General features: G+C 61.2%; 12 protein-coding genes and 1 tRNA gene. 5 read left to right on the forward strand and 8 right to left on the reverse strand.

Annotated features, from left to right (window positions below; genetic code table 11):
- Window positions 1-16 precede the first annotated feature (16 nt).
- Entirely contained in the window at window positions 17-1,534 is a 1,518-nt protein-coding gene (locus tag ACE3O2_RS07170; RefSeq protein WP_374336089.1) for a fumarate hydratase, read from the reverse strand.
- A gap of 111 nt (window positions 1,535-1,645) precedes the next feature.
- Here ACE3O2_RS07170 and fumC point away from each other — a divergent pair, with 111 nt between their 5' ends.
- Window positions 1,646-3,037, forward strand: a complete 1,392-nt coding sequence (gene fumC / locus ACE3O2_RS07175) for a class II fumarate hydratase (RefSeq protein WP_374336091.1) — start codon at window positions 1,646-1,648, stop codon at window positions 3,035-3,037.
- Between the two features lie 27 nt (window positions 3,038-3,064).
- On the opposite strand, the gene ACE3O2_RS07180 is transcribed toward fumC, so the two are convergent.
- From ACE3O2_RS07180 to ACE3O2_RS07195, 4 genes are all read right to left on the reverse strand, one after another.
- Window positions 3,065-4,222, reverse strand: a complete 1,158-nt coding sequence (locus ACE3O2_RS07180) for an acetate/propionate family kinase (RefSeq protein WP_374336094.1) — start codon at window positions 4,220-4,222, stop codon at window positions 3,065-3,067.
- The gene (locus tag ACE3O2_RS07185) at window positions 4,222-5,226 is read right to left on the reverse strand and encodes a bifunctional enoyl-CoA hydratase/phosphate acetyltransferase (protein ID WP_374336096.1); all 1,005 of its coding nucleotides are present in this window, start codon (window positions 5,224-5,226) and stop codon (window positions 4,222-4,224) included. Before ACE3O2_RS07185 ends, ACE3O2_RS07180 begins: the two co-directional genes overlap by 1 nt.
- Before the next feature lie 3 nt (window positions 5,227-5,229).
- On the reverse strand, window positions 5,230-5,991 hold the full coding sequence (fabI, locus tag ACE3O2_RS07190) for an enoyl-ACP reductase FabI (RefSeq protein WP_374336098.1): 762 nt from the start codon (window positions 5,989-5,991) through the stop codon (window positions 5,230-5,232).
- A gap of 227 nt (window positions 5,992-6,218) precedes the next feature.
- A tRNA-Ser gene (locus tag ACE3O2_RS07195) sits at window positions 6,219-6,309 on the reverse strand.
- 139 nt (window positions 6,310-6,448) lie between these two features.
- Between ACE3O2_RS07195 and mltF the strand changes: the two genes are divergently transcribed.
- Window positions 6,449-7,771, forward strand: coding sequence for a membrane-bound lytic murein transglycosylase MltF (gene mltF, locus ACE3O2_RS07200; RefSeq protein ID WP_374336676.1), 1,323 nt, complete (start codon window positions 6,449-6,451; stop codon window positions 7,769-7,771).
- Between the two features lie 190 nt (window positions 7,772-7,961).
- Here mltF and serS read toward each other — a convergent pair whose 3' ends face one another.
- Both serS and ACE3O2_RS07210 read right to left on the reverse strand, forming a co-directional pair.
- Window positions 7,962-9,248 carry a serine--tRNA ligase gene (serS, locus tag ACE3O2_RS07205; RefSeq protein WP_374336100.1) on the reverse strand — a complete coding sequence of 429 codons (1,287 nt, stop codon included), beginning with the start codon at window positions 9,246-9,248 and terminating at the stop codon, window positions 7,962-7,964.
- Window positions 9,249-9,370: 122 nt separating this feature from the next.
- The gene (locus ACE3O2_RS07210; protein ID WP_374336102.1) at window positions 9,371-10,033 is read right to left on the reverse strand and encodes a pyridoxamine 5'-phosphate oxidase family protein; all 663 of its coding nucleotides are present in this window, start codon (window positions 10,031-10,033) and stop codon (window positions 9,371-9,373) included.
- 96 nt (window positions 10,034-10,129) lie between these two features.
- Between ACE3O2_RS07210 and ACE3O2_RS07215 the strand changes: the two genes are divergently transcribed.
- The 3 genes from ACE3O2_RS07215 to ACE3O2_RS07225 are packed head-to-tail and all read left to right on the forward strand — an operon-like array spanning window position 10,130 to window position 13,110.
- Window positions 10,130-11,578 carry a PLP-dependent aminotransferase family protein gene (locus tag ACE3O2_RS07215; protein WP_374336104.1) on the forward strand — a complete coding sequence of 483 codons (1,449 nt, stop codon included), beginning with the start codon at window positions 10,130-10,132 and terminating at the stop codon, window positions 11,576-11,578.
- Window positions 11,579-11,620: 42 nt separating this feature from the next.
- Window positions 11,621-12,772 (forward strand): bifunctional 3,4-dihydroxy-2-butanone-4-phosphate synthase/GTP cyclohydrolase II, encoded by a 1,152-nt coding sequence (gene ribBA, locus ACE3O2_RS07220; RefSeq protein ID WP_374336678.1) that lies wholly within the window; start codon window positions 11,621-11,623, stop codon window positions 12,770-12,772.
- A complete protein-coding gene (locus ACE3O2_RS07225) occupies window positions 12,769-13,110 on the forward strand; it encodes a nuclear transport factor 2 family protein (protein ID WP_168875573.1) in 342 nt (113 codons plus the stop codon). The genes ribBA and ACE3O2_RS07225 overlap by 4 nt, the downstream gene beginning before the upstream one ends.
- 9 nt (window positions 13,111-13,119) lie before the next feature.
- Here the strand turns inward: ACE3O2_RS07225 and ACE3O2_RS07230 are convergent, their stop codons facing one another.
- Complete coding sequence (locus tag ACE3O2_RS07230; protein WP_374336106.1) at window positions 13,120-13,521, reverse strand: hypothetical protein; 402 nt, start codon at window positions 13,519-13,521, stop codon at window positions 13,120-13,122.
- Window positions 13,522-13,644: the final 123 nt, after the last annotated feature.

A 13,644-nucleotide genomic window follows, 5' to 3' on the forward strand; every position in this document is an offset into this window, starting at 1 on the left:
TCGCCTGACTTGCAGGTCAGCTGACCACCGGGATCTTGCCGATACGTGCCTGCCATTCCTTCGGGCCGCTCTGATGTACCGAGCTACCCAGATGGTCTACCGCCACGGTGACCGGCATGTCGACCACTTCGAATTCATAGATGGCTTCCATGCCCAGATCGGCAAACGCCACCACCTGCGAGCCCTTGATGGCTTTCGACACCAGATAGGCGGCGCCGCCGACCGCCATCAGATACACTGCCTGATTATCGCGGATGGCGTCGATGGCGACCGGGCCACGCTCGGCTTTGCCCACCATGCCCAGCAGGCCGGTCTGCTCCAGCATCTGGCGGGTGAATTTGTCCATGCGGGTAGCAGTAGTCGGGCCGGCCGGACCGACCACTTCGTCACGTACCGGGTCCACCGGGCCGACGTAGTAGATGAAGCGGTTGGTGAAATCCACTGGCAGGGTTTCACCCTTGTTCAGCATGTCCACCATGCGCTTGTGGGCGGCGTCGCGGCCGGTCAGCAGCTTGCCATTCAGCAGCAGGGTGTCACCCGGTTGCCAGTTGGCGACTTCTTCGCGGGTGATCTGGTCCAGGTTGACGCGGCGTGCTTCGGCAGACGGAGTCCAGGAGACATCCGGCCAGTCTTCCAGGCTCGGTGGCGTCAGCAGGGCCGGGCCACTGCCATCCAGCGTGAAATGGGTATGACGGGTGGCGGCGCAGTTCGGGATCATCGCCACCGGCAGGCTGGCAGCGTGGGTGGGGTAGTCCAGGATTTTCACGTCCAGCACCGTGGCCAGCCCGCCCAGACCTTGCGCGCCAATGCCGAGCGCGTTCACTTTTTCATACAACTCCAGCCGCAGTTCTTCAATACGGTTTTGCGGGCCGCGCGCGATCAGTTCCTGAATGTCGATATGCTCCATCAGGGCTTCCTTGGCCATCAGCATGGCTTTTTCTGCGGTACCGCCAATACCGATGCCGAGCATGCCCGGCGGGCACCAGCCCGCGCCCATCAGCGGTACGGTTTTCAGCACCCAGTCCACAATGGAGTCCGACGGATTCAGCATCACGAACTTGGATTTGTTTTCCGAGCCACCGCCCTTGGCGGCAATCTTCACCTCGACCGTGTCTCCCGGCACCAGCTCGAAGTGCACCACAGCCGGAGCATTGTCACGGGTATTCTTGCGGGAGCCTGCCGGATCGGACAGCACCGAGGCGCGCAGCTTGTTTTCCGGGTCATTGTAGGCGCGGCGAACGCCTTCGTTCACCATCTCCTGAATGCTCATGGTGGCGTCATCCCAGCGTACATTCATGCCCACCTTGATGAAGGCACAGACGATACCGGTATCCTGGCAGATGGGACGGCGACCTTCGGCGCACATGCGGCTGTTGGTCAGAATCTGCGCAATGGCATCCTTGGCGGCCGGGCTTTGCTCCAGCTCCCAGGCGCGAGCCAGCGACTGGATGTAATCGAGCGGGTGATAACAGGAGATGAATTGCAGGCTGTCAGCGATGCTGTCGATGAAATCCTGCTGGCGGATGGTGGTCATGGTGGAATCCCTGCGTGATCGTGTTGACGGTCAGCCGCATATTTTACGCTGAAATGGCAGCCCTTGCTGCTTTGCAATAAGATGCGGTTTTCCCTAGGCTGGAGCGAGACGATGACTGTGCGCATGGAGCGGGATACCTTTGGTGAAATTGGCGTGCCGGATGAACACTACTGGGGGGCGCAGACCCAGCGCTCGCTGCATTTCTTCCGTATCTCCTCTGAACAGATGCCGCGCGAGCTGATTGCGGCGCTGGCGCAGATCAAGCACGCCTCCGCTACGGTGAACCAGCAGCTGGGCTTGCTGGATGCACAGAAAGCCGCTGCCATCCAGCGTGCTGCCGATGAAGTGTTGCAGGGCAAGCTGGCGAATGAATTTCCGCTGTCGGTGTGGCAGACCGGTTCTGGTACCCAGAGCAATATGAACATGAACGAGGTGCTGGCCAACCGTGCCAGCGAGCTGCTGGGCGGGGTGCGCGGTGAGCAGCGCCAGGTTCACCCGAATGACGATGTGAACAAGGGCCAGTCCTCCAACGATGTATTCCCCACCGCCATGCACGTGGCAGCGGTACTGGCCTTGCAGGAGAACCTGCTGCCTGCAGTGGCGCAGTTGCAAGCCACCTTGCAGGCGAAGGCGGATGCATTTGCTGACATCGTCAAGATTGGCCGTACCCATTTGCAGGACGCTACCCCGCTGACGCTGGGGCAGGAGTTTTCCGGCTATGTGGCGCAACTGGCGCAGGGCATGCGCCATGTGCAGGCCAGCCTGCCGCACCTGTATGAGTTGGCCTTGGGGGGGACGGCGGTCGGTACCGGCCTGAACGCCCATCCGGACTATGCCGTCGCGGTGGCGCAGGCGCTCGCCGGGCGCACCGGCCAGCCGTTTGTGACCGCCAGCAACAAGTTTGAGGTGATGGCTGCGGCAGATGCGCTGGTGCATGCCCACGGCGCGCTGAAAACGCTGGCCGCCAGCCTGATGAAGATCGCCAACGATATCCGCTGGCTGGCCAGTGGCCCGCGCTGTGGCATTGGCGAGCTGTCCATTCCGGAAAATGAGCCGGGCAGCTCGATCATGCCGGGCAAGGTGAATCCTACTCAGGCCGAGGCGCTGACCATGGCCTGCGCGCAGGTGATGGGCAATGATGTGGCGATCAATATCGGTGGGGCCTCTGGCAACTTTGAGCTCAATGTGTATCGCCCGATGATCATTCACAATTTTCTGCAAAGTGTGCGGCTGCTGGCCGATGGTGCGCGCAGCTTTGAGGAACACTGCGCACGCGGCATTGAGCCCAACCGCAAGCGGATTGCGCAGTTACTGAATGAATCGCTGATGCTGGTGACGGCACTGAACCCGCATATTGGCTATGACAAGGCAGCCCAGATTGCCAAGCATGCTCACAAGCTGGGTCTGACGCTGAAAGCCGCTGCACTGGAGCTGGGCCATGTGACGGAAGCCCAGTTCGAAGCTTGGGTAAAGCCGGAGGAGATGACCGGGCCACGTGGCTGAGGCCCGGCCAGGCTGGATGGGGCGGGCTTAGCTGTTGAGCAGCGGCTGTACTTCCCGCACCATCTGCCGTGCTTCATCGGCCTCGATGCGGTAGACGCTGATCCGGCTGGCCGTGGCATGGAGCCGGGTGGCGTGATCCCGGTTGGCGCGGTCATCCAGCGCCAGGCCCAGCCATGCCAGCCGTTCGCAGATCATGGCCCGCACTGGCGCGGCATGTTCGCCAATGCCACCGGTAAACACCAGTACATCCAGCCCGCCCAGCGCAGTTGCCAGCGCGCCCACTTCGCAGGCGGCACGGTAGCAGAACAGTTCAACCGCAAAGCGGGCAGCGGGAGCATCACTCACCAGCAGGGTGCGCATGTCGGAGGAGAGGCCAGACACCCCCAGCAAGCCGGACTGGCGATACAGCAGCTTCTCGACCGCACCCACATCCATGCCCAGATGCTGCTGCGCGTAGAGTAATACGCCAGGGTCAATCTGCCCGCAGCGACTGCCCATCATCAGACCATCCAGCGCGGTAAAGCCCATGCTGCTCGCCACACTGCGCATGCCTTGCATGGCGCAGGCGCTGGCACCGTTCCCCAGATGCAGGGCAACCACTTTGGCGTCACCTGCTTGCGGGTGCAGCTCGGGCAGGCGGTGGGCAACCCAGGCATAGGACAGGCCGTGAAAACCATAGCGGCGCACGCCTTGCTCAAACCAGCTGCGCGGCAAGGCAAACCACTGTGCCAGCTCCAGCTGACTACGATGAAAGGCGGTATCAAAACAGGCAAACTGTGGCAGATCCGGTTGCAGCTGCGCCAGCTGTGCGACGGCGGCCAGATTGTGGGGCTGGTGCAGCGGGGCCAGCGGCGTCAGGGCCTCCAGTTCGGCGAGGATGCGGGCATCCAGCCGCAGGGCCTGGGTGAAATGGCTGCCGCCGTGTACCACGCGGTGTACGGCGGCTTGAACCGGCAGCTGTCGCGCTGTCAGAGTGTGCAACAGCCAGCTCAGCATGCGGGCGTGCGGCTGCGCTCCGGCCTCATCTTGCCAGTGGCAGTCGGCTTCGCCGTCTTGCCGCAGGACACCGCTGAGCTGTCCATCCCGCCACTCCAGCAGGCCATCGGCCAAGGGCGTAGCGGCGACTTGCTGCGGGTAGAGCGCAAACTTGAGGCTGGAAGACCCTGCATTCAGTACCAGCAGCATCAGCGAGAGGCTCCGTGGTGGGCGGCCAGCAGTACGGCAACCGCCGCAGAGGCCAGGCGCGACAGCTCATTGTCCGCGCGGCTGGTCAGCATCACCGGCACCCGCGCACCCAGCACGATACCAGCGGAGTGGGCACCGGCCAGATAGGTGAGTTGCTTGGCCAGCATATTGCCCGCTTCCAGATTGGGCGCCAGCAGAATGTCGGCATCGCCCGATACCGCGGAGGTAATGCCCTTGTTTTGGGCGGCCTCAGCAGAGATGGCATTGTCGAACGCCAGCGGACCATCCAGGATGCCGCCCTTGATTTGCTTGCGGTCGGCCATCTTGCACAGCGCGGCTGCATCCAGTGTGGAGGGGAGAGCCGGGTTGATGGTTTCCACCGCCGACAGGATGGCGACCTTGGGCTCAGCAATGCCCAGCGCATGGGCCAGCTCAATGGCGTTCTGCACGATGTCGGCCTTGCCCAGCAAGTCAGGTTCAATATTGACCGCGCCATCGGTCAGCAGCAGTGGCTTGTGGTAGTTGGGCACGTCCATCACGAATACATGCGACAGGCGGCGGCCGGTACGCAAGCCATTGTGCTTGTCGAGGATGGCTTTCAGCAGTTCATCGGTATGCAGGCTCCCCTTCATCAGCGCATGGGCCTGCCCTTGCTTTACCAGCAGCACGGCCACTTCCGCCGACTGGTGGCTGTGAGTGGTATTGACGATGCTGAAAGGCGGCACCGCATGCGGCAGGTTGGCCTGCGGCAGGCCATCGCGGTAGAGAGTGAAGCGGCTGATATCCAGCCCGTGTTGCTTGGCGGTGGCCCGAATGCGGGCTTCCGGCCCCACCAGAATCGGGGCGATCAGCCCGGCCTGCATCGCCTCCAGTGCGCCGCCCAGCGACACATCATCGCAAGGGTGGACCACGGCGGTAATCAGCGAGGGGTGCGCCTTGGCATTGTTCATCAAGGCCAGGTAGCGTGGCGAGGTTTCGCTATAGTGTTGATCTTCAGCGTTCATGGCTCAGCCTCTGATGTGATAACCCGCGTCGATGTACTCGGTGTTGCCGGTGATGCCGCGTGCGCCATCCGAGGCGAGAAAGGCCGCCAGTGCGCCGACTTCCTCCAGCGTGACCAGCCGGTGTTCCGGCGCACCTTGCAAGGCCTCTTCGATCAGCTGGTCAAAGTGTGGCAAGCCGCTGGCGGCACGGGTACGCACCGGACCGGGGGAGATGGCATTGACGCGTATCCGCTTCTCTCCCAGATTGCTGGCCAGATAACGCACCGAGGCTTCCAGCGCGGCCTTGACCGGCCCCATCATATTGTAATTCTGCACCACCTTCTCGGCGCCATAGTAGCTCATGGTCAAAATGCTGCCGCCCTCACGCATCAGCGGCTCGGCCAGGCGGCTCATGCGGATCAGCGAGTGGCAGGAGACATCCATGGCGCGGGCAAAGCCTTCTGCAGAGCAATCGACCAGACGGCCATGCAGGTCTTCCTTGTTGGCGAAGGCGATTGAATGCAGCAGCACATCCAGCTTGCCCCAGCGGCGCTCAATATGACCGAACACGGCTTCAAGTTCACCCGGGGTTTCCACGTTCAGCGGCAGCAAGTCTGCGCCAATACGGTCTGCCAGCGGGCCGACGAAGGGCAGCGCCTTGTCATTCAGGTAGGTCAGCACCAGTTGAGCCCCAGCTTCATGAAACGCCTGCGCACACCCCCATGCCAGACTGTGCTCATTGGCGACACCCACCACCAACGCTACCTTGCCTTGTAACTGCATCATGCTGCCCTCACGGTTATATTGCATTGCAGCATAATATCGGAACAACGTGAAGCTGACATGACGAAAATCAAACGCAAGTTCACTTTACTGAACGAAAAGGGCGAGGCTGCACCGGAGGCTCGACCCAGCACTTCGTACGTTTGCAGGTGTTGTATGGATCATACAGCGCGATATGGGAGGGCTGGAATGCAAACGGGCCGGTATCTTTCGATACCGGCCCGGCAATCTGGCGGAAAGGGTGGGATTCGAACCCACGTTACAGCATAACTGTAAACCGGATTTCGAGTCCGGCGCATTCGACCTCTCTGCCACCTTTCCAGTGGAGTCGGCTATTATAAGCGACTCCACGCTGAAGAGACAAGCCTAATTGCTGAAAACGACACGCTGGATAGCCTTTGCCGGTGCGATATTGCTGGGCTTGCTGCTGACAGGCTGCGAGCCGGCATCTAAAGTACCCGTGGCATCGGCGCCTGCTCCGGTAAAGGAGTTGGTGGTGCTGACCCGCAATGATGCGACCACCTACTACCTGGATACCAGCGGCCAGCCTGCCGGGCTGGAGTACGACCTGGTCACGCTGTTTGCCGAGGAAACCGGGGTGGCGGTGCGTTGGCAGGTGGTGCAGCGCATGAGCGAGGTGCAGGAGGGTTTGCTCAAAGGCAAGGCACAGCTGGCGGTGGGGATGGCACGGCAGATGCCGGGGGTGGAGCAGCTGCGTTTTGGCCCGGTCTACCAGCGGGTGACGCCGGTGGTGGCCTATGCGGGTGAGATGCCGCCCGTGCAGTCGCTCAGCGATTTGCAAACCCAGCCACCGCGGGTGATTGCCGGAAGTGCGGCAGAGGGGGTGTTGCTGTCTTTGAAGCAGGCCAACCCGCAGCTGGCTTGGACCGCCATTGAGGAACAAAGCGCAGAGGAACTGCTGGAATCGCTGGCGGATGGCCATACCGGAGCGGTGGTGACGGAATCTCACCTGCTGGCAGGGATGCGACGTTTTTACCCGGAATTGCAGCAGGGCATGGTGCTGCCCAAGCCGATTGAGCTGGCCTGGGCTTATCGTCCGGATGCGTCGCCTGCGTTTCAGAAGCAGGTGGCGCAATTTTTCCAACGCATTGAACAAAATGGCACGCTCAAGCGCCTGCTGGATCGTTACTACGGGCATTTGCACCGCTTGCAGCCGGTGGACGTCGAGGCCTTCCTGCAGCAGCGGCTGACAGTGCTACCCAAGTACCGAAAATGGTTTCAGGATGCGCAGGTATTGACCGGGGTGGACTGGCGCTTGCTAGCCTCGCTGGGCTATCAGGAATCGCACTGGAACCCGTTTGCGGTGTCGCCGATGGGGGTGCGTGGCCTGATGATGCTGACCGGGGAAACAGCAGACCGCATGGGGGTCACTGATCGATCGGATTCCAAACAGAACATCATGGCCGGAGCGCGCTATTTGCAGATGCTGCACGACGATTTGCCCCCGCAGATTGGCGAGCCGGACCGCAGCTGGATGGCGCTGGCAGCTTACAATATTGGCATTGGCCATCTGGCCGATGCGCGCATGCTGGCCCGCATGCAGAAGCTGGACCAGAATGCATGGACCGACCTGAAGACCACCCTGGTGCAGCTGCGTAACCCCAAGTGGGTACCCAAGACCCGCTATGGCTATGCGCGGGGCGGAGAAACGGTGATTTTTGTCGAGAATGTGCGTACCTATTACGACATTCTCAGCCGCCTTGAGCCTGCGCTGGAGCTGCCCTTGCTGGCCACCTCAACCGCGCCTGCCGCTGCACCATGAAAAACGACCCCGCGATGCGGGGCCGCTATGGTTGGCTGCAGCTGTGCTCAGAACCTGTTTATGGTCTCGCGAGCGAGGGTGAGACAAGGCGAAAACGACTGAGGAAGCGGAGTTTACTGGGTGTAAATGAGCATTCCGAAGTCGTTTTCAACGCCGTATCACCGTCGTGCAGCAGACTAGAAACCGGTTCTCAGGGCTTCAGCAGATCCTTCCCCCCCATATAGGGACGCAGCACTTCCGGTACCGTGACGCTGCCATCGGCGTTCTGGTAGTTCTCCAGCACGGCCACCAGCGCGCGACCCACCGCCAGACCAGAGCCGTTCAGTGTGTGTACGAACTCGTTGTTTTTCGTTTCACCCTTGAAGCGGGTCTGCATGCGGCGTGCCTGAAAGGCAACACAGTTGGAGACGCTGGAAATCTCGCGGTAGGTGTTCTGTGCCGGCAGCCATACTTCCAGATCGTAGGTCTTGGTGGCGGTGAAGCCCATGTCCCCGGCGCACAGGGTCACCACCCGGTAGGGCAGGCCCAGTTGCTGCAGGATGTACTCGGCGTGACCACGCATTTCCTCCAATGCGGCAAACGAGTGCTCCGGGTGAACAATCTGCACCATTTCCACTTTGTCGAACTGATGCTGGCGGATCATTCCGCGGGTGTCACGGCCATACGAGCCCGCCTCCGAACGGAAGCAGGGCGAATGGGCGGTCAGCTTCACCGGTAGCGCTTCGGCTTTCAGCAGCGTATCGCGCACCGTGTTGGTCAGCGAGATTTCCGAGGTGGAAATCAGGTACTGGGCCTGCTCGGTGGCTTCACCACCACGCTCCACCCGGAACATGTCCTCGGCAAACTTGGGCAGCTGGCCGGTACCGTACAGGACTTCGGCATTGACCACATACGGAGTGTAGGTTTCGCTGTAGCCGTGACGTTCGGTATGGGTGTTGAGCATGAACTGCGCCAGTGCCCGGTGCAGCTGGGCAATCTGGCCACGCAGGACGGTGAAGCGGGCACCGGAGAGCTTGGCGCCGGTTTCAAAGTCCAGCCCCAGCGGGGTGCCGACATCCACATGGTCTTTGACCGGGAAATCAAAGCTGCGTGGCGTGCCGACGCGGTGCAGCTCGACATTGTCGTGCTCGTCCTTGCCATCGGGTACCGACTCATGCGGCACGTTCGGCACCTGGGCCAGCAGGTCGTGCAGCTCTTCCTGAATGGCGGCAAGGCGAGTCTCCGCCGCCTTCAGCTCGTCGCCCAGATTGGCCACTTGCGCCATGATGGCAGAGACATCCTCACCCTTGCTCTTGGCAATGCCGATCTGCTTGGATGCACTGTTGCGCTGGGATTGCAGCTCTTGTGTGCGTACCTGCACGGATTTGCGCTCGTCTTCCAGTTTGCGGAAGCTGGCGGTATCCAGCGTAAACCCACGGCGCGCCAATTGGGCGGCCACGGCATCCAGATCATTGCGAAGGTGTTGGATATCAAGCATGACTAGGGTCCGAATAGTTGAACGGTCCTGCCGGGCATGGCTGCACCTGCAGGACCGCTAATTTTCGGTGATTTAGTGTCCAATGTCACCTGAATTGATAGGGCAGGGATGGCCTGCGGCCGTCAGACAGGCTTATGAGCGTCCGCCGTCCAGCTGCTGACATAGTCCGGAGTGGCAATCTGCTGTCCGGGCTCGGCAATGGCAGGCAGTTTGACCAGTGCGACCGGCAAGACCCCAGCCCAGACCGGTAGGTCCAGGTCTTTCTCATCATCGATGGGGCCACCGGTCCGGATTTTGACGGCAGCTTCGGTCAGTGGCAGGCGCAGTACGATGGTTGCCCCCAGCTCTTTGCGATTGCCATTGCGAATGTCACGGACCCGGCCAGGGGCCAGCCGCTCCATGAAGTGATCCAGTACCTCAAGCTTGGCGGTTTCATCATTAATCGGGGTAAAACAGCCATAAATGACCGCCGAGCGGTAGTTCATGCTGTGATTGAAGGCCGAGCGTGCCAGGACCAGCCCGTCAAAGTGACAGATGGAGATGGAGACTTCCATGCCAATGCACAGGCTTTGCATCAGGCGGCTGCCAGTGGAGCCATGAATGTGCAGATGATCCCCCACCCGCCAGCAGGCCATGGGCAGGCTGTGCACGCTATTGCCATCATGAAAGGCAATATGGCAGAGGTGGGCGGCATCAATGATGTCATACAGCTGCCGAGTATCGTAGTGGGCATATTCGGGCGAGCGGCGAATGCGGGTACGGGGTGTCGGGGCGGTCTTGCGCATGAGGGGCGATCCAGCAGTTCTTGAACAGTACACAGCATAAGCGCATGATGTGGCCCTTTATTAGAGCCATAAACATCCTGTTATCTGGAGCCAGTGATGGACCTTGCCTTGTTGGCCAGTCGCATACAGCAGCAAGGCGACCGTGCACCACAACAGCAGCGCCTCTATCAGCAACTGCGGCAAATGATATTGCAGGGCGAGCTGGCTCCCGGCAGTCGCCTGCCGGGCTCGCGGCAATTGGCGGCAGACTTGCAGGTGGCCCGCAATTCTGTGCTGTTCGCCTATGAACAGTTGGGGGGCGAGGGGCTATTGCACGCCAGCCGCAGAGGATCATGCGTCGCCGCGGTGCTGTCTACGGAACAGCCGGTGATGCGTCCACAAGCCGTGTCGCCATTGTCGCAACGCAGTCAGCCCTTTGCCGGATCACGCAGTGAACCCGACACCCTGGATGCGTTTACTCCGGGCGTACCTGCGCTGCGGGAGTTTCCGATGGCGCGCTGGCAACGGGTGCTGACCCGGCAGTGGCAGCAGGCGTGTGTTGAACAATTGAACTATGGCGAGAGTGCCGGGGAGCCGCAGTTACGTGAGGCGGTGGCCGCGCATGTGCGCATGAGCCGTGGCGTGCGTTGTGACCCGCATCAGGTGATCATTACCGAAGGAACACAGCATAGCCTGAGCCTGTGCGCACAGTGGTTTGCCGATGCGGGCAGCCTGGCCTGGATCGAGGATCCCGGTTATCCGGGGGCGCGCTGGGCAATGGGGAATGCGGGCCTGCAGGTACGCGGCATCCCGCTGGATGCGGAAGGTTTAGCCCCTACACCCACGGACTGGCAGCATCCGCCGCAGCTGATTTATGTCACACCATCGCACCAGTTTCCCTTGGGCAGCGTGATGAGCCTGCAGCGTCGGCTGGCGCTGCTGGAGCAGGCCAAGCGCCACGGCAGTCTGCTGATCGAGGATGATTACGACAGCGAGTTTCGCCGAGATGGCCCGCCTTTGCCTGCCATGCAGGGGCTGCAACCGGATGCACCGGTGGTGTATCTGGGCACCTTCAGCAAAACCCTGTTTCCGGCACTGCGGCTGGCTTACATGATTGTCCCCTTGGCATTGCTGGGCCGGGTGCAGAACTGGCTGAGCCGTTGTCGTCCCTGGGGGCGGCAGGTAGAGCAGCTGGCACTGGCTCATTTCATCCGCGAAGGGGAATTTGCCCGCCACTTGCGACGCATGCGGCGCTTGTACGGGGAACGTCGCGATGCCCTGAATGCATCGCTGGAGCAACGCCTGGGCGGGCTGGCGCAACGTACCGGTGGCGCGGCGGGCATGCATCTTTCCATTCGCCTGCCAGATGCATTTCCAGACCAGCAGATTGCGGAACGGGCCATCAGCCAGGGCTTGGTGCTGCATCCCTTGAGTAGCTATGCCATGACGGCAGCAGGGCCAAAAACCAATGGCTTTATCCTGGGCTATGCTCAGGTACCAGTTGAACGGATGGATGAGCAGGTGGCGCTGTTGTCGCGCCTGGTCATGGCGTCTGTCAAGGGGTGAAGCGGGTCGGATTTACGCTTGCTGGCGTCGCCAGTCTCTGGCATGGTAGCCGGATTGGCCATTGGCCGCGTAGACAAATGGATAGCGACCGTGAGTGAAATAGCCCCCATTCAGGACATCATCAGCGATATGCGCGCCGGGCGCATGGTGATCCTGGTCGATGAAGAAGACCGTGAAAACGAAGGCGATCTGGTACTGGCGGCAGAATTTGTGACGCCGGAAGCCATCAATTTCATGGCCAAGCATGGCCGTGGCCTGATCTGCCTGACCCTGACCGAAGAGCGCTGCCAGTTCCTCGGTTTGCCGATGATGGCACAGCGCAATGGCACCCAGTTTGGCACCGCCTTTACCGTGTCCATTGAGGCGGCAGAGGGCGTGACCACCGGCATCTCTGCCGCTGACCGGGCGCATACCATCAAGACGGCAGTATCGCGGGACTGCAAGCCGAGCGACATTGTCCAGCCTGGCCATGTGTTCCCGCTCAAGGCTCAGCCTGGTGGGGTGCTGGTTCGTGCCGGTCATACCGAAGCGGGCTGTGACCTGGCCCGGCTGGCTGGGGCCGCGCCGGCAGCGGTGATCTGCGAGATCATGAACGATGATGGCACCATGGCCCGTCTGCCGGAGCTGCTGGCTTTTGCCCGCATCCACAATCTGAAGGTGGGCACTATTGCTGACCTGATTCATTACCGCCATCAGACGGAAACGCTGGTGGAGCAGGTGGCCGACCGTGAGATCGACACGCCAGCCGGGCGCTTCCGCCTGGTGGCGTTCCGTGACCGGCTGGCTGCGCGTACCCATCTGGCCTTGGTGTCTGGACAGCCCTCACCCGAGCAGGAGGTACTGGTGCGGGTGCATGAGCCGCTGTCTGTCATGGATTTGCTGGAGTGCGCGCCCAGTGGCCACTCCTGGGGCATCTACCCGGCCTTGCGCCGCATCCAGCAAGAAGGCTGTGGTGTGGCCCTGCTGCTGCATCGCCCGGAAAGCGGTGATGAGCTGCTGGCGCGGGTGGCTCCGGAGAGTGAACGACGCAGCGGCAAATGGGATGCCAAGACGTTTGGTATTGGTGCGCAGATTTTGCGTGCCTTGGGTGTCGGTAAAATGAAGGTGATGGCGCAGCCGATGCGCATTGCCAGCATGACCGGCTTTGGTCTGGAAATTACCGGCTATGTGCTGCCGGATGGAGAAGAACATTGAATCACATTGAACTGCCTGCCCAGCGTCAACTGGAGGCGTATAACGCCAAAGACCTGCAGGCCTTCATCGTCAATTTTCATGACGACATTGAAATGATCCTGCTGCCGTCCGGCACCGTCCGGCTGAGTGGCAAGCAAGCGGTGGCGGACTTTTACGCCAGCCAGCGCTTCAACAAGCCTGAGCTGCACGCCGAGCTGCTGCAACGCATTGTGTGTGGCAGCAAGGTGATTGATCACGAGCGTATTGTCGGCATCAATGACGAACCGATCATCATGGTGGTGATCTGGGAAGTGGAAGACGGGGTGATCCGTCGCGCCTACACCTTCGAGAAACCTTGAGCCGCTGCGCTACGGTTTCTTTCTGGGTGTGATGCGCAAGTGGATCGTGTGGCCGGGCATGAGCTTGCAGGAGGTGCAGGCTCTCGGCTCCAGTGACAGCAATTCAAAGCGATAGTCCGGATGGGGGTAGCGCGTCCGCCATTTGGACTGGCTGTTGTCTGGCCAGCTCACCGCCACCATGATGGGTGGCGTGCCTTCCGCAGGGCTGACCGCCAGCATCAACAATATCTGCCCGGCCTGAAGACATTGCACGTCCACCGGACAGCGTGAATCCTCCAGTATCATGGCTTGCAACAGCGGGCCATGTTCTCCGATCCTGACGCGTTCGCCATCTTTGAGCGTGACTTCCAGCGGGGCAGCCTGGCTCGACAAAGCCATCAGGGTGAGCAAGGCAGTCAGCAGGTGTCGCATGGCGGCTCCTTTATGCTAGTCAATTCACCATGTTATCGTCATTACACCAGCAAGGCGAGCGGCTGGCTTGTCAGCCGGTAGTCCGAAGCGGAATAATGCGGTGTTGTCCCCGCCGTCCTTGAG

Origin of the sequence: Leeia sp. (assembly GCF_041909055.1) — a bacterium.
GTDB lineage: Bacteria > Pseudomonadota > Gammaproteobacteria > Burkholderiales > Leeiaceae > Leeia > Leeia aquatica.